The sequence below is a fragment of the Nitrobacter sp. genome, from assembly GCF_051535215.1.
Taxonomy (GTDB): Bacteria; Pseudomonadota; Alphaproteobacteria; order Rhizobiales; family Xanthobacteraceae; genus Nitrobacter.
In genome coordinates this window covers 97,115-113,810 of the sequence record NZ_JBPPLY010000003.1, presented here as the reverse complement: position 1 = coordinate 113,810, position 16,696 = coordinate 97,115, and the positions used below count along the sequence as shown (strand labels likewise).

9 protein-coding genes and 1 tRNA gene are annotated in these 16,696 nt (G+C 61.9%); 2 read left to right on the top strand and 8 right to left on the bottom strand.

Going from position 1 to position 16,696, the window contains the following annotated elements:
* Positions 1-3,528 carry a transcription-repair coupling factor gene (gene mfd, locus ACS3WB_RS04955; protein ID WP_438274459.1) on the bottom strand — a complete coding sequence of 1,176 codons (3,528 nt, stop codon included), beginning with the start codon at positions 3,526-3,528 and terminating at the stop codon, positions 1-3.
* On the bottom strand, positions 3,525-3,815 hold the full coding sequence (locus ACS3WB_RS04950) for a succinate dehydrogenase assembly factor 2 (RefSeq protein ID WP_438274458.1): 291 nt from the start codon (positions 3,813-3,815) through the stop codon (positions 3,525-3,527). Before ACS3WB_RS04950 ends, mfd begins: the two co-directional genes overlap by 4 nt.
* Before the next feature lie 160 nt (positions 3,816-3,975).
* On the opposite strand from ACS3WB_RS04950, the gene recG reads away from it, so the two are divergent.
* Positions 3,976-6,075, top strand: a complete 2,100-nt coding sequence (gene recG, locus ACS3WB_RS04945) for an ATP-dependent DNA helicase RecG (RefSeq protein WP_438274457.1) — start codon at positions 3,976-3,978, stop codon at positions 6,073-6,075.
* A 3-nt stretch (positions 6,076-6,078) separates the two neighbouring features.
* Here recG and ACS3WB_RS04940 read toward each other — a convergent pair whose 3' ends face one another.
* Positions 6,079-6,849, bottom strand: coding sequence for a DUF502 domain-containing protein (locus tag ACS3WB_RS04940; protein ID WP_438274456.1), 771 nt, complete (start codon positions 6,847-6,849; stop codon positions 6,079-6,081).
* 98 nt (positions 6,850-6,947) lie between these two features.
* Positions 6,948-8,774, bottom strand: a complete 1,827-nt coding sequence (gene glmS, locus ACS3WB_RS04935) for a glutamine--fructose-6-phosphate transaminase (isomerizing) (RefSeq protein WP_438274455.1) — start codon at positions 8,772-8,774, stop codon at positions 6,948-6,950.
* Positions 8,775-9,054: 280 nt separating this feature from the next.
* Here glmS and ACS3WB_RS04930 point away from each other — a divergent pair, with 280 nt between their 5' ends.
* A complete protein-coding gene (locus tag ACS3WB_RS04930; protein WP_438274454.1) occupies positions 9,055-9,372 on the top strand; it encodes a hypothetical protein in 318 nt (105 codons plus the stop codon).
* A 70-nt stretch (positions 9,373-9,442) separates the two neighbouring features.
* Here ACS3WB_RS04930 and ACS3WB_RS04925 read toward each other — a convergent pair.
* From ACS3WB_RS04925 to ACS3WB_RS04910, 4 genes are all read right to left on the bottom strand, one after another.
* Positions 9,443-9,516, bottom strand: a tRNA-Cys gene (locus ACS3WB_RS04925).
* A gap of 83 nt (positions 9,517-9,599) precedes the next feature.
* Positions 9,600-10,358, bottom strand: a complete 759-nt coding sequence (locus ACS3WB_RS04920; protein ID WP_438274453.1) for a tRNA-uridine aminocarboxypropyltransferase — start codon at positions 10,356-10,358, stop codon at positions 9,600-9,602.
* 57 nt (positions 10,359-10,415) lie between these two features.
* Positions 10,416-13,514, bottom strand: a complete 3,099-nt coding sequence (locus ACS3WB_RS04915) for an efflux RND transporter permease subunit (protein WP_438274452.1) — start codon at positions 13,512-13,514, stop codon at positions 10,416-10,418.
* Positions 13,514-16,642, bottom strand: a complete 3,129-nt coding sequence (locus tag ACS3WB_RS04910) for an efflux RND transporter permease subunit (protein WP_438274451.1) — start codon at positions 16,640-16,642, stop codon at positions 13,514-13,516. Before ACS3WB_RS04910 ends, ACS3WB_RS04915 begins: the two co-directional genes overlap by 1 nt.
* Between the last annotated feature and the right edge of the window lie 54 nt (positions 16,643-16,696).

Here is a 16,696-nt window from a genome sequence, read left to right as displayed (position 1 = left end):
TTACGCTGCCTTGCGGTCTTCCGCGAGGTTGGCCAACTGGCGCATGATTTCGGAGGTGCCGGCCAGACGATCCTCCGGCGTTTCCCAGCTCTGGAAGAACACCACCTTCATGTCGGGACGGACTCTTGCGGCCTGACCGTGCTGGCGGATGAAATAGACCAGTCGATCGGGTTGCGCGAACTTGTTGTCGCGGAAGGAAATCACGGCGCCCTTCGGCCCGGTGTCCACCTTCTCGACATTGGCGCGACGGCAATAGGCCTTGATCGCCGCGACCTTGAACAGATAGCGGACTTCATCCGGCAACGGACCGAACCGGTCACGCAATTCCGCGGCAAAATTGTCGATCTCGTCATCGGTGTCGAGGTCGGCCAGCCGACGATACAGCGACAGCCTCACCGCGAGATCGGCGACATAGTCTTCCGGGATCAGGACCGGCATGCCGATGGTGATCTGCGGCGACCACCGATCATCGTCGGCAATCTCCGTTGCGCCGGCTTTCAGGTTCTGGATCGCCTCTTCCAGCATCGACTGGTAGAGCTCGAACCCGACCTCCTTGATGTGGCCTGACTGCTCCTCGCCAAGCAGGTTTCCCGCCCCGCGAATGTCGAGATCGTGCGATGCAAGCTGGAAGCCTGCTCCGAGCGTTTCAAGCGATTGCAGAACCTTGAGGCGACGCTCCGCCTGCGCCGTGATCTTGTGGGTCGAGGGCAGCGTGAACAGCGCGTAGGCGCGCAGCTTCGAGCGGCCGACACGACCGCGCAACTGATAGAGTTGCGCCAGTCCGAACATGTCGGCGCGATGCACGATCAAGGTATTGGCGGACGGAATGTCGAGGCCCGACTCCACGATGGTGGTGGAAAGCAGCACATCATACTTGCCGTCGTAGAAGGCCGACATGATGTCCTCTATCACCGTCGGCGCCATTTGCCCGTGGGCGACCGCGACCTTCATCTCCGGCACGTGCTTGTCGAGGAAATCCTTGACCTCGGCCAGATCGCTGACGCGCGGCACGACATAAAACGCCTGGCCGCCGCGATAGCGTTCGCGCAGCAGCGCCTCGCGGATCATCAAGGGATCGTGCGGCGCCACGAAGGTGCGCACCGCGAGCCGGTCGACCGGCGGCGAAGCAATGATCGAGAGATCGCGAACGCCGGTCAGCGCCAGTTGCAGGGTGCGCGGAATCGGGGTCGCGCTCAGCGTCAGCACGTGGACCTGCGCGCGCAACTGCTTCAGCCGCTCCTTGTGGCTGACGCCGAAATGCTGCTCCTCGTCCACCACGAGAAGGCCGAGATCCCTGAACTTGATCGACTTGCCGAGCAGCGCGTGGGTGCCCACCACGATATCGACCGAGCCATCGGCAAGTCCCTTCTTGACCTGCGTCAACTCCTTCGGTGACACCAGCCGCGACGCCTGCGCGACGTTCACGGGAAAACCGCGGAACCGCTCGGTGAATGTTTTGGCATGCTGGCGCGCCAGCAACGTCGTCGGCACCACGACGGCGACCTGCTTGCCGTCCAGCGCGACGGCGAAGGCCGCCCGCAACGCCACCTCGGTCTTGCCGAAACCGACGTCGCCGCACACCAGCCGATCCATCGGCCGACCGCTCTCCAGATCTTTCAGCGACGCCTCGATCGCGCCAAGCTGGTCCTCGGTTTCTTCGTAAGGAAAGCGCGCACAGAATTCATCATAAAGGCCGGATTGCACCGGCAGCTTCGGCGCTTCATGCAATTGCCGCGCCGCTGCAACCTTGATCAACTCGCCGGCAATCTCCCGAATGCGATTTTTCAGCTTGGCCTTGCGGGCCTGCCAGCCACCACCGCCGAGACGATCAAGTTCGACATTGGCCTGATCGGACCCGTAGCGCGACAACAGTTCGATGTTCTCGACCGGCAGGAACAGCTTGGTCTCGTTGGCGTAGCGCAGTTCAAGGCAATCATGCGGTGCGCCGCTCACCTCGAGCGTCTGCAAACCGGTAAAACGCCCGATGCCGTGTTCGACGTGGACGACGAGATCACCGGCCGCGAGGCTGGTCGCTTCCGAGATGAAATTTTCAAGCTTACGGCTCGCCTTGCGCGGTCGCACCAGACGATCGCCGAGAATGTCCTGTTCGCTGATAACGGCAACGGTCTCGGTCTCGAATCCCGATTCCATGCCGACGACCGCGAGCATCACTTCATTGCGCGGCGTGGACTGAACCGTGCGCCACACATTGACGCTCGTCAGGTTGAGCAGCTTGTGGTCCCGCAGCATACTTGCCATGCGATCGCGCGAACCCTCGCTCCACAACGCAACGACGACTTTCTTCCGCGCGGCCTGCAACGTCTGAATGTGGGATACGACAGATTCGAAAACGTTGATGGTGGCGTCCGCCCGCTCGGGCGCGAAATTCCGTCCCTGCCGCGCGCCGGCATCGATGACATCGGCGGCTTCGTCAGGTACCGCGAAAGGCGTCATCCGCACCAGCGCAGTTTCGCTGATGCGCTTCGTCCATTCGTCCGGCGTCAGATAAAGCCGGTCGGGCGGAAGCGGCTTGTAGACGGCACCGCCGCCGGGATGCTCAACGGCCTCGCGCCGCGCTTCGTAGTAATCCGCGATCTGCTTGAAACGCTCGTTCGCTGCATCCTCGCCCTGCGGCTCCACGGCGATCGTCGCGCCGTCGAGATAATCGAACAGCGTGTCCATGCGCTCGTGAAACAGCGGCAGCCAGTGTTCCATGCCGGGATACCGCCGCCCTTCGCTGACGGCCTCGTACAGCAGGTCATCCGGTCCGGGCGCCCCAAACGCGGCGACATATCCCATCCGGAAGCGCCGGATGGTTTCGGTGACGAACTGGAATTCGGAAATCGGAACCAGATCGAGCGAACGAACATCGAGCAGCGTGCGCTGGGTTTCAGCGTCGAACGACCGGATCGACTCCAGAGAGTCGCCGAAGAAATCGAACCGGACGGGCTGGTCGAGGCTGGACGGAAACAGATCGAGGATGCCGCCACGCACGGCGTATTCGCCGGGCTCGCGAACCGTCGAGGAGCGATTGTAGCCGTTGTGCTCCAGCCATGCGACGATCGAGTCCATCGGCACCACATGGCCCGGCGCGACCGAAAGGGCCTGAGACGCGACGATCTCGCGCGCGGGCACTCGTTGCACAATGGCGTTGACGGTCGTGAGCAGGATCAGAGGCGCCTCGCTGCCGGCCAGACGGGACAGCCGCGCCAGCGTCGTGAGCCGCTGGGCAAGGACGCCGCCGTGCGGCGAGACCCGATCGTAGGGCTGGCAGTCCCATGCCGGGAACTGCATCACCGAAATATCGGGCGCGAAGAATTCCAGAGCGCGCGCCAGTTGCTGCATGCGCGGACCGTCCCGGCAGACAACGGCGAGACTCACGGCCGAAGTCTGCCGTCCTGCCTTGGCCTTGATAGCGCGAGCGAGATCCGAGGTGACAAGCCCTTCCGCGCCCTCCGCGACATTGGCGAGCGTCAGCGGGCGGCCGGGCGACAGCGAGTCCGCGGGTGATCGTGCGGTTGCCTTCATGCGTCCGGACCTGTCTGAGAAAACGACCTGATGCGATCGAACAGAGTCGTGCGGTATTGGTGAGCCAGCGGAACGCCGCCGCTCAACGCGGCATAAAGGTCCGGGTCCGGGACCTCGATCAGGCTCTCGAGATCGATCAACTCCGCATCGGTGAGCGAGCCGATTTCTGCATCGGCAAACCGGCCCAGGATCAAGTCCATCTCGCGCATGCCGCGATGCCAGCAGCGGAACAAGAGCCGTTTGCGGCGGTCGTCAAGGCCGCCGCTCGATCGTGTCGATCCCGTCATCAATCCCATCCGAACGCCGAAAGCCCGGACGAGCCGGGCCGGCATCATATAGCTCCGGCGAATGGGGATGTCAGCACCCGTTCGCGCATTGCATAATCCGAAAATTGCATTCAAGGATTCCAGCGTACCGGACCCACCTCGCCATCCGTCGAGTCGCGCGATGCGCCCTGCACTACTCAATCCCCTCTTTGCATCGGTGACCAGCCTGTCGGGCGTCGGTCCGAAGCAGGACAAGCTGTTCCGGTATCTGCTGGGACGCGACCAAACCCCGCGCCTGATCGATCTGCTGTTTCACCTGCCTGCAAGCGTCATCGACCGCAGGGCGCGACCCAAAATCCGCGACGCCGTTCCCGGCACCGTGGTAACGCTTGAAGTGACAGTCGACCGGCATCGCCCTGCGCCGCCCGGACGCTCGCGCGCGCCACATCTCGTCTACGCCAGCGACGAGACCGGAGACGTCGTGCTGACCTACTTCCGCGCCCAGCCGGGCTACGTCGAGAAGCTGCTTCCCGTCGGAGCCCGGCGCTACGTGTCAGGCACCGCGCAGATGTTCGACGGTACCTTGCAGATCGTTCATCCCGACCGCGTTGTCGATGAAGCGGGACTGGCAAAGCTCTCCGGCATCGACCCGGTCTATCCTCTCACCGAGGGCCTGGCGTTGGGTACGTTGCGGCGCGCAATCGCGATGGCCCTGCAAAAGCTCCCGGCTCTGCCCGAATGGATCAGCCCGGAGATCCTGCGCCGCTGCAGCTTTCCACCGATGGCGGAGGCGCTGCATCGCGTTCACGTGCCATTGGAATTGACCGATATCCTGCCGGAAGGTCCGTTCTGGTCACGCCTTGCCTTCGACGAGTTGCTTGCCGGACAACTCGCGCTGGCGCTGGTGCGAGCGCAGCTTCGACGGCCGGCTGGAAGCCGGCACGCCGGCGACGGGCACCTGCGCAACCGGATCATCGACGCGCTGCCCTATGCCCTGACTGCGTCTCAACAGCAGGCGGCCGCCGCGATCAGCGACGATCTGCGGCAACCGGTGCGGATGCTGCGGCTGCTTCAGGGCGATGTTGGCTCGGGCAAGACGGTCGTCGCCCTGCTCGCCGCCGCCGCGGTGGCTGAAGCCGGCAAGCAGACCGCGCTGATGGCACCGACCGAGATCCTCGCGCGCCAGCACATCAAGACCATCGCGCCGCTGGCCGAACAGGCGGGCTTGCGCATCGCCATCCTGACCGGGCGCGAGAAAGGCAAGGAGCGGCGCGAGATCACGGCACGTCTCGCCGACGGCGACATCGACCTGCTCGTCGGCACCCATGCACTGATTCAGGACGATGTCGCGTTCAAGGCGCTGGCGCTTGCGGTCGTCGACGAACAGCATCGTTTCGGCGTGCGCGAGCGCCTTGCCTTGACCGCCAAGGGTGAGGCCGTGGATGTGCTGGTTTTGAGCGCGACGCCGATTCCGCGCACGCTGGTTCTGACCTATTTCGGCGACATGGACGTCTCCGAATTGCGTGAAAAGCCCGCCGGCCGGCAGCCGATCGATACCCGCGCCATCCCGGACAGCCGCCTGGACGAGGTGATCGACGCGGTCGGCCGCGCCGTGAAGGCCGGCAAGCTGGTCTACTGGATCTGCCCGCTGGTCGAGGAATCCGAAACCGTGAACCTCGCCGATGCCGAACAACGGTTCGACAGCCTCAAGGCGCGCTTCGGCGACAAGGTCGGTCTTATCCACGGCAAGATGCGCGGGCCCGAAAAAGACCGCGTGATGGCGCAGTTTGCGGCGGCCGAAATCAATCTGCTGGTCGCGACAACGGTGGTCGAGGTCGGCGTTGACGTTCCCGCGGCGACCATCATGGTTATCGAGAACGCAGAGCGTTTCGGTCTTGCGCAACTCCACCAGCTACGAGGACGGATCGGCCGCGGCTCCGAGCCCTCGACCTGCCTGCTGCTCTACCGCGAACCGTTGGGCGAGATGTCCGATGCACGGCTGCGGGTGATCCGGGAAACCACCGATGGCTTCCGCATCGCCGAAGAAGACCTGAAGCTGCGCGGCGAAGGCGATGTGCTCGGCACTCGCCAAAGCGGCCTGCCCGGCTATCGCATTGCGCGCTCTGATGTTCACGCGCAGCTCATCGCGCAGGCTCGCGACGAAGCCCTGCGCATCATGAAGCAGAACCCGACGCTGTCCGGCGCGCAGGGTGAAGCCTTGCGATGCCTGCTGTATCTGTTCGAGCGCGACGAAGCCCTGCCCCTGATCGGTGCAGGCTGAACGTCAGTCGACCTTTGCAGTCTCGGGAGTAAGGGTGGAATCATTCGCGGCGCGAGCGGTGTTGGCCATGTCCGCAAGAGCCGCAAGCTTCTTCTGCTGATCGGAGTTCGGTTGAACGACGCCCGCAGACATGATGAGGGTTGCGGCCTCCTCAGTGCTCATGTCGACCTCGACGACCTTGCTCTTCGGTACGTAAAAGAAAAATCCTGTGGTCGGGTTGGGCGCACAAGGCAGGAATACCGAAATGTGCTCCTCCTGACCCGGAAGCCGCGCGGCGACATTCGCGCTCGGGACCTGCGAAATGAGAACGATCGACCACATCCCGGGCGACGGAAATTCGACCAGACCGACCTTGCGCAGGCTCGATCCGGATCCGGAAAAAAGCGTCTCGAAAACCTGCTTGAGTCCGCGGTAGATCGCCCGCACCACCGGCATCCGGCCGAGTATCTTTTCGCCAAAATCGACCAGCGTCCGGCCGATCAGATTGGCCGTGAGGAAGCCGAGCATCGTCAGCGCGAATACCGCGACGATCAAGCCCGATCCCGGCACTCCGAAAGGCAGGTAGGTTTCAGGCCGATACGTAATGGGGACGAACGGCCGCACTAGGTTGTCGACCCAGTTCACGAACCACCAGGTCAGGTAAAGCGTTATCGCGACCGGGCCTGCGACAATCAGACCGGTCAGAAAGTAATTCCGGAATCGCGCAATGACGCCGCGGGGCACCTCCGGGTGAGGGTCGCCTGGCGCGCCGCTCGAAGAATTGTCACGGGTCATCGTGGTTCCAGATCAAGATTCCAATAGGCAGTATCTGCTCATATAGGCATTCCAGCAGACTTTGCATGCGGCGCGTTGGACCGCGGCGCTCCCCAGTCTTATTCGACTGTGACGGATTTTGCCAGATTGCGTGGTTGGTCGACGTCGGTGCCCATGACGACAGCGGTATGGTAGGCCAGCAACTGCACCGGAACCGCATAGATCAGGGGTGCAAACGTCGCAGCCATATCGGGCAGGATAATCGTCACCAGCGACTTGACGGCCGCCTCGGCGGCCCCTTTCGCGTCGGTCATGAGAATGATGTTGCCGCCGCGCGCCGCCACCTCCTGCATGTTGGAGACGGTCTTTTCGAAAACGCGATCGTAGGGTGCGATCACCACCACCGGCATATTCTCGTCGATCAGCGCAATCGGTCCATGCTTGAGTTCGCCAGCGGCGTAACCTTCCGCGTGAATATAGGAAATTTCCTTGAGTTTGAGCGCGCCCTCCAGGGCAAGAGGATAGCTGGTGCCTCGTCCGAGATACAGGACGTCCCTCGATTTGGCGATGTCGCGCGCGAGCTTGTCGATCTGCGGTTCGGTGGCCAGTGCTTCCGACATCAGCCGCGGGACCTCGATCAGGCCGTGCACGAGCTTGGCTTCGTCTTCCTCAGATAACTCGCCCCGCGCCTTGCCCGCGGCGATCGCAAGCGCCGCAAGCACCATCAATTGGCAGGTGAAAGCCTTTGTCGAAGCGACGCCGATCTCCGGCCCCGCCAGAGTCTGCAACATAGTCTCGCTCTCTCTCGCGATCGTCGACGTCGTGACGTTGACGACCGAGAGCGTATGTAATCCCTGCTCTTTCGCGTAACGAAGCGCCGCGAGCGTGTCAGCGGTCTCGCCGGATTGCGAAATGAAGATGGCGAGATCACCCTTGCCGAGCGGCGCCTCGCGATAGCGAAATTCCGATGCGATATCGATGTCGACGGACAGCCGGGCCAGACGCTCGAGCCAGTATTTGCCGATGTAACCGGCGTAGTTCGCGGTTCCACAAGCTACGATCGAGACCCGCCTGATATTGCGAAAATCGAACGGGAGATCGGTCGGAAGCAACACGCGCTCCGTCGCCATGTCGACGTAACGGGCAAGCGTATGCCCGACGACTTCGGGCTGTTCGTGAATTTCCTTGGCCATGAAGTGACGAAAGTTGGCCTTGTCCACCAGGGACGTCGAGGCGCTGTGCTTGACGCGCTCGCGCTGAACGACGGCGTTCCGGTGGTCGTAGAGGGTTGCGCCTTTGCGGGTCAAAATCGCCCAGTCGCCGTCTTCGAGATAGCTGATCGTATCGGTGAGCGGCCCGAGCGCGATGGCATCCGATCCCAGATACATTTCGCCGTCGCCATAGCCGATCGCCAGCGGCGGTCCGTTACGCGCGCCGATCAGGAGGTTGTCGTCGGACGCGAAGATAAAGCCGAGAGCGAAGGCGCCGCGAAGCTGCGACAGCGTTGCTTTGACCGCTTCGACAGGATCGACGCCAGCGGCGAGATAGCCGTCGACGAGATGCAGGACCGTCTCGGTATCAGTTTCGGTCTGGAAGACCGCTCCTTTTTTTTGAAGTTCGTCGCGAAGCTCGCGGAAATTTTCGATGATGCCGTTGTGAACGACCGCCACGCGCTCGGTCGCGTGCGGGTGAGCATTGTTCTCTGTCGGCTTGCCGTGCGTCGCCCAGCGCGTATGCCCGATCCCGACGCGCCCCGCCAGCGGTTCAGCCCGCAAGCGAGCTTCCAGATTCCGCAGCTTGCCCTCGGCGCGACGGCGCGCCAGATGTGTCCCTTCCAGTGTCGCGATGCCGGCGGAATCATAGCCGCGGTATTCGAGACGCTTCAGCGAATCGATCAACTGATCCGCGACGGGACCGCGTCCCAGAATTCCGACAATCCCGCACATGCGGATCAATTTCTCCAATCACAGAAAAAACTACAAAAATTGCCCAAGTCCTCTTAACGAATACCCCGGAGCACAAGAAACAATAATTATTGCCGATTGCGACAGGGTTAAATCGATCCGATCGCAAATCGTCGCGCAAACTTTTCGGCGTTCACCCCACGGGTGTCATAGCGCGATCTCGCAATGTGCCGGTTGGTGGCCTGCTTTCTGATTAACAGTGCGGTAACCTTGGACGCCCGGCTTTGATAATCCGCCAAGCGCAACGCCCCGAGTTCCCGATATGCCGGAGCTCAAGGGCCGCTTTGAATTTTCACGAGCGATCGAAACAATTTTAGCGATTCCTGCAACGGGAGCCCAAGCCCTTTTTGGCACTGTGCGCGCAAGAAGCAAGAAAAGTGAGGCGCACATGAGTGAAGCCGAATTTGAACGGTTGCTGAGCGCAGTGAGCGTTGCGATCGCTCCACGCATTGAAGAAGCCACGGTGGACCTGTCGGATCTCGACGACCTGCATTTTGGCGAGCCGCCGCAAGCTGCCAATGACAACGAGGTCGTCTGGCCGTTCTTCCCCTTTCCCGATGGATGGAACGGCGCCTGCTGAATGATTCGACGAGCGACGGGTGTCTTGGAAAATTCATCAAATAATCGATATAAGCTATTGATTATGTTGATGGAGGCCACGTCCGGAATTGAACCGGAGTACACGGTTTTGCAGACCGTTGCGTAACCACTCCGCCACGTGGCCCCTTGGGCCGGGGTTATTATAGAGTGTCGGCCACTTAGGCAACCTCGCTCAAGCTGGATCAATATGAATTCTGAAACCGTGCTCTACCGGGCCTTTGAAACGGCCGGACAGGCCCGCTTGCGGCGCCGATAATCTCTCTTTGACTTGGGTCTTGGCGCAAGTTCGGGCGTGGTCGCCTGGACCTCACGATATTTTGCCAGCATCCGCTCGAAACTCGCGAGCAAAGTTGTCTCGATGTCCGGACGATTTTCCAGACGGGCGAGCATCATCGCTGCGGCCTCGATGGTGGCGAGTCCGTCCCGGCGAGGCTCCTTGCGAAGCTTGCCGTAGCGCGAGGGCTGGCGCGGTCCCAGAATGATGCGCTGGCACTTGAGCATCCATGCATTGCGCCACCACAGCGCCTTGGCCTGACTCCAGGTGCCGTCCAGCAGCACCAAACCCTCGATGTTGGCGAGAATGCCGGATTGATCGACTTCCATCTCGCCCTTGCGGTCGATCGCCACGATGGCGTGGTCGTAGCCGAAGGAATCAGCCTTGGCCGAACCGAGATAAAGCACCGCCCAACGCGAGGGATCATCCACCCGTCGGCCGAGCGCCTTCGACAGGCTCGGCCAGGACAAACCGATCTTCAGGACGGCATCGTCGAAATGCAAGGCTGTCAGCCTGGCTGTACCGAGAGCCCTGTCCTGCTCTTGCGGATGCTGGAGGATCAGGATCGATGTCCGGCTCGTGATCGGCTCGATGCTGTCGCAAATGCAGAGCGCCAGCGGCTTGCGACACCGCGGACAATCCTCGGCGGCGTCTGGTTTTTTGTCTGCGGCTCTGTCGGCGTTTTTGAACATGGCCCGCTATACGCCGCGTCCATCCTGCCGGCAAGAAAACCGATCGCTTCTTCTTCCCTACTCAGCCGGCGCGACAACGGGAGCGACCTCGCCCCGCCGCCGCAAACGGTCGATCAGAAGATAAATCACGGGCGTCGTGTAAAGCGTCAGGATCTGCGAAACGAGCAGTCCTCCAATGATGGTAATGCCGAGCGGACGGCGCAACTCCGTACCCGGACCGGTCGCAAGGACCAATGGGATCGCGGCGAAAATCGCGGCCATGGTGGTCATGAGAATGGGCCGGAAGCGCACGCTGCATGCCTCGAAGATGGCATCCGCGGACGACAAACCGCGATGGCGCTCGGCATCGAGCGCGAAGTCGACAATCATAATGCCGTTTTTCTTGACGATACCGATGAGAAGGATGATTCCGACGAATGCGATGATCGTCAATGACGTATTAGTGATTTGCAACGCCAGCAGCGCTCCCAGACCGGCGGAAGGCAAGGTCGAGATGATAGTGAGAGGATGCGCGAGGCTTTCGTAAAGCACGCCGAGCACAATGTAGACGGCAACGAATGCGCCCAGTATCAGTAGCGGCTGCCGTCCCGACGTTTTGCGGAAATCGGCCGCGTTGCCCTGGAAACTTCCGCGTATGCCCTCGGGCATGTGCAATTCATCGACGGCGCGTTGAATATTGGCCGTCGCATCGTCCAGTTCCACTCCGGGCAGCGTATTGAAGGACACCGTCACCGACGGAAACGACTGTGAATGATAGACGGCCAGCGGAGAGAGATCGCGCCGATAGTGGACGACGGCGGATAGCGGTATCTGCACTCCGTTGGCTCCCGCAACGAAGATGCGTTCAAGGTTGGACGGGTCCTGCTGGAATTGCGGATTGATCTCCAGAATGACCTGATACTGATTGCGTTGGGTGTAGACGGTCGAAATCTGCCGTTGCGAAAACGCGTTGTTGAGCGCGTTATCGATATCCTGAACCTTGACGCCAAGGCTCGACGCTTTCTGCCGGTCGATCGACAAGGTCAGTTGCAGACCGCCCGACTCGCGGTCGCTGGAAACATCCGTGATGCCCTCCACCGTCTCCATGCGCTTGGCGACAAGCGGAGCCCACTTCTGCAGCAAGTCGAGATCGGTGCTGATGAGCGTGTACTGGTAGTTGGAATCGCTCTGGCGGCCGCCGCTGCGAATATCCTGGGCGGCGAACATGAAGAGCTTGATGCCCGGCACCTCGTCGAGATTCCGACGCATCCGGTCGATAACCTGCTGGGTCGAGAGCCCACCGCGTTCGGCCGGCGGTTTCAGCGTGATAAACATGAACCCGCGGTTCGCACCTCCGCGCCCGCCGCCGCCGCCGATCGAGGAACCTATACCCTGCACGGCGGAATCCGCCATCACGATATCCATCACGCGCTGCTGAAGCCCCAGCATGGACTGAAAGGAAACGTCGGCAGACGCGCGCGTCGAACCAATCACGAAGCCGCTGTCATCGATCGGGAAGTAGCCTTTCGGCATCTTGATATACAGTGTCACCGTCAAGGCGATCGTCGCAAAAAACACCAGCAACGTCAGGAACGGAAAGCCGAGCACGACGCGCAGCGTCCGCGTGTAGAAATTCACGATCCGAGACAGAAGACCTTCAACAAGCCGATCGAAGCGGGTCGTATCGGATGACAACCCCTGTTTGATGTAGTGGGCGCAGATCATGGGCGTCACCGTCAACGACACGATGGTGGACACCACAATCGCGAAGGTGAGAGTGAGGGAAAATTCCCGCAGCAACCGGCCGACGATGCCGTCCATGAAAATCAGGGGCGTGAATGCGGCGACCAGCGACAGGCTGATCGACAGCACCGTGAAGCCGATTTGCCGCGCTCCTTCGAGCGCAGCCTGGTAAGGCGGCAGGCCGTGCTCGAGATTGCGGTACATGTTCTCTATCATGACGATGGCGTCGTCGACCACGAAGCCGACGGAAATGGCCAACGCCATCAACGACAGGTTGTCGATGGAGAAACCTGCGAGCCACATGCCCGCGCATGTCCCCGCCAGCGCCAGCGGAACCGACACGCCGGCCGCGACCGTCGGCGTGAGGCGGCGGAGAAAAGCATAGACCACCACCATCACCAGAAAGGCCGTCGCCAACAGCGTCCATTGCATATCGTCGACGCTGGCGCGGATCGTGCCGGTGCGATCCACGATGGTCGAGATCTCGACACCGGCGGGAATCCACTGCTTGAGACCCGGAAGCATTGCCTTCACCCGATCGACCGTGTCGATGACGTTGGCGTCGCCCTGCTTTGTGATCTGGATCAGCACCGCCGGTTGCTTGTTGAACCATGCGATCGAGCGGCTGTTGCGCGTGGCGTCCTTGACTTCGGCCACGTCCGACAGCCGGACAAAATTCCCTCCCGAGCTTTTGATGACGATGTCGCGAAATTCGGCCGCAGTCCGCATCTGCCGGTTGGTCGACAGCGTCTCGCTCTGGCGGCCACCGTTGAATATGCCGACCGGGCCAAGCGGGTTGGCGTTCACGATCGCAGTCCGGACATCGTCGGTCGCGATGCCCGCGTTCGAGAGCGCCACGGGGTTGAGCGCAATGCGGACGGCCGGCTGATCCGCGCCACTAACAGACACTTCGCCGACGCCCGGAACCTGCGAGATGCGCTGGACAATGACGGTGTCGGCGACATCGTAAATCGCACTGGTCGACATTGTTTTCGAGGTCAGCGCCAGAACGAAGACCGGCGCCGCTGCGGGATTGGCCTTGCGGAATGTCGGCAGCGTTGGCAGATCGCTTGGCAAATCCGCGAGCGAGGCATTGATCGCCGCCTGCACGTCGCGCGCAGCGTGGTCGATGTCTCTTCCGATGGCGAACTGCAACTGGATGCTGGTCGAGCCGAGCGTGCTCGAAGACGTGATCTGATCGATGCCTGCGATCTCGCCGAGCCGGCGCTCGAGCGGCGCGGCGACGGTGGCTGCCATGACCGAAGGGTCCGCGCCCGGCCGGCTGGCCGAGACCCTGATCATGGGGAAGTCGACGTTCGGCACCGAAGCTACAGGAAGGAATCCATAAGCGACCACGCCGGTCAGAAACAGGCCGATCGCCAGAAGCGTGGTGCCGACCGGCCTTCGGATGAACGGCTCGGAAATCGAGACCACTACTGCATTCCCTCGCTCATGCCCGCGATCGGCGGTGGCTTGGATCCGCCCGTGGGCACGGCCTGTTCGATGCGCTTGTTCAACCGGTCCAGCGCCAGGTAAATCACGGGCGTGGTGTAGAGGGTGAGCAACTGGCTGAGCAGCAGGCCTCCGATGATCGAGATGCCGAGAGGAAATCTCAGTTCCGCGCCGGTGCCGCTTTCAACAGCCAGCGGCAATGCGCCGAACAGCGCAGCCAGCGTGGTCATCATGATCGGTCTGAACCGAAGCAGACAAGCCTGCACGATCGCGTCTGTCGCCGACATGCCTTGATGGCGCTCAGCCTCGAGCGCGAAGTCGATCATCATGATGGCGTTCTTCTTCACGATGCCCATCAGAAGGATGATGCCGATCAGGCCGATGACCGACAGATCCTGCCCGAACAGCATCAGCGCGAGAATGGCGCCGACACCTGCCGAAGGCAGCGTCGAGAGGATCGTGACCGGATGAATGTAGCTCTCGTACAAAACACCCAGCACGATGTAGATCGTGACCAGCGCCGCCAGGATCAGCCAGGGTTGACCAGCCAGCGACTTCGAGAATTCCGCGGCGTCGCCGGAGAACACGCCGACGATACTTGTCGGCATGCCGATGCGGCTTTCGATGGTCTTCACCCGGTCCACTGCATCGCCAAGCGATTCGCCCGGAGCAAGATTGAAACTCAATGCCGCCGCCGGGAATTGCGCGCGATGCGAGATCGCCAGCGGTGCCGTCGTTCGGGTCAACGTCGCAACGGCGGACAGCGGCACCTGCGCGCCGGCGAGCCCCGGCAGATACAGCTTGGAAAGGATCGAGGGATCGCGCTGATACTGAGGCAAGGCCTCCAGCACAACGCGATACTGATTGGCCTGCCCGTAAACGGTCGAAATCTGACGTTGCGCGAACGCGTCATTCAAGGTGTCGTTGACGCCCTGGATGCTGACGCCGAGTTGACCCGCGCGCGCCCGATCGATATTCAGGGCGGCTCGCAGGCCTCCATCCTGCACTTCCGACGAGACGTCCTGAAACAGAGAATCGCGACGAAGTTCGGCAACGAGCTTGCGGGTCCACTCCGAAACGTCCGCAGCATCGGTCCCCGTCAGCGTGTACTGGTATTGCGAGCGGCTTGACTGCGTGCTGATCTGGACGTCCTGCACCGGTTGAAAATAAACCGTCATGCCCGGGATCGAGGCTACGCGTTCCTTCAGGCGCGCAACGACGACGGCGACGTCGTCGCGCCGGTCGCCCCGCGGTTTCAGCGTCATCACCAGGCGACCGACATTCGTCGTCGGATTCACGGAACCGGCGCCGATGACGGATACGACGCCTGTCACGTCGGGATCCTGTTTTATCGCGTTGGCCGCCTCGGTCTGTCGGCTTTGCATTTCGGCGAACGATACATGCGGTCCGGCTTCGGTGACCGCGGTGATGGACGCCGTATCCTGCAGCGGCAGAAATCCCTTCGGCACGACGACGTAGAGGATCAGCGTCGCGGCGATGGTTGCGAAGGTCACGACCAGCGTCGCGGGCTGGTGCGCAAGCACCCACAGCAGACTTCGACGGTAGAGCTCGACCATCCGATCGATATTGCCGCTGATCCACGCCAATCCTGGAAGGGCGCGCTTGTCGTCGGAGTGTTTCAGAAGGCGCGAGCACATCATCGGCGTCAAAGTCAGAGATACGACTGCCGATGTGACGACTGCGATGGTCAGCGTCAGGGCAAATTCGCGGAACATCCTCCCGACCAGTCCGGACATGAACAGGAGCGGGATGAACACCGCGATCAGCGAGACCGTCAGCGAAATCACGGTGAAGCCGATTTCGCTTGCGCCTTGCAGCGAGGCTTCCATGACGCTCTCGCCGTTCTCGATGTGACGGACGATGTTTTCGATCATGACGATGGCATCGTCGACCACGAAGCCGGTGCCGATCGTCAACGCCATCAGTGACAGGTTGTCGAGGCTGAAGCCGGCGAAATACATGATGCCGAAGCTGGTGATCAGCGATAACGGGAGCGCCACGCCCGCGATCAGCGTCGCCCGCAGCGAGCGCAGGAACAGCAGGACGACGAGGGTGACAAGCACGGCGCTGAGGATCAGCGTGAACTGCACGTCGTGAACGGAAGCGCGGATGGTCACGGTGCGGTCGCTGACCACCGTCAGTTTGACGCCAGCCGGAATCGTGAGCTGGAGGGTCGGAATCGCTTCCCGGATCTGCCGGACGACCTCGATCACGTTGGCGCCGGGCTGGCGCTGGATGTCGATGATGACGGCCGGCGTTCCGTTAAACCAGCCGCCGGTGCGGTCGTTTTCCAGCCCGTCGACGATCCTGGCGACATTGCCGATCGTGACCGGAGAGCCGTTGCGATAGGCGATGATGATAGGCTTATACGCGTCCGCTGCCGCAATCTGATCGTTGGCTGCGATGGTGTAAGCCTGCTGCGCGCCGTCCAGCGACCCCTTCGGACCTGACACATTGGCGCCGGCAATCGCGGTCCGCAGGTCTTCCATCGAAATGCCGTAAGCGGCCAGCCGCGCGAGATCGGCTTGCACTCGGACCGCCGGCTTCAGACCGCCGAGCACGGAAACGCGGCCTACGCCCGAAATCTGGCTGAGCCGCTGCGTCAGGATGGTATCCGCAAGATCGCTCATGGCGCGCAGCGAGACGGTGTCGGACGTCAGCGCAAGCGTCATCACCGGCGCATCGGCCGGATTCACCTTGGCGTAAGTTGGCGGATACGGCAGGTTCTTCGGCAAAATCCCGGCGGCGGCGTTGATCGCCGCCTGCACATCCTGCGTCGCGCCGTCGATATCGCGGTTGAGATCGAATTGCAGGGAAATCTGACTGACGCCGAACGAGCTTGTCGATGTCATGGAGGAAAGCGAAGGGATCTGCCCGAGTTGTCGTTCCAGCGGCGCAGTCAGCAGCGAGGCAACCACATCGGGACTTGCGCCCGGCAACCGGGTGCTCACCTGCACCGTCGGAAAGTCGACCTGGGGCAGCGCCGAGACCGGCAACGCCCAGTAGCCGAGCGCGCCTCCGATCAGCAGCGCGATCCCCAGCAGGGAGGTTGCGATCGGACGACGGATAAACGGTTCGGAGACGCCCATATCTTGTCAGTTCGCCTGTCTGCCTGCTATCGCGTGCTCGATGTTCGGCGCCCC

Coding starts and splice junctions, on each gene's coding strand:
- ACS3WB_RS04940 (WP_438274456.1), bottom strand. CDS start 6,849: ATGACCCGTGACAATTCTTCGAGCGGCGCGCCAGGCGACCCTCACCCG.
- ACS3WB_RS04920 (WP_438274453.1), bottom strand. CDS start 10,358: ATGTTCAAAAACGCCGACAGAGCCGCAGACAAAAAACCAGACGCCGCC.
- glmS (WP_438274455.1), bottom strand. CDS start 8,774: ATGTGCGGGATTGTCGGAATTCTGGGACGCGGTCCCGTCGCGGATCAG.
- ACS3WB_RS04930 (WP_438274454.1), top strand. CDS start 9,055: ATGCCGGAGCTCAAGGGCCGCTTTGAATTTTCACGAGCGATCGAAACA.
- ACS3WB_RS04910 (WP_438274451.1), bottom strand. CDS start 16,642: ATGGGCGTCTCCGAACCGTTTATCCGTCGTCCGATCGCAACCTCCCTG.
- recG (WP_438274457.1), top strand. CDS start 3,976: ATGCGCCCTGCACTACTCAATCCCCTCTTTGCATCGGTGACCAGCCTG.
- mfd (WP_438274459.1), bottom strand. CDS start 3,528: ATGAAGGCAACCGCACGATCACCCGCGGACTCGCTGTCGCCCGGCCGC.
- ACS3WB_RS04950 (WP_438274458.1), bottom strand. CDS start 3,815: ATGACGGGATCGACACGATCGAGCGGCGGCCTTGACGACCGCCGCAAA.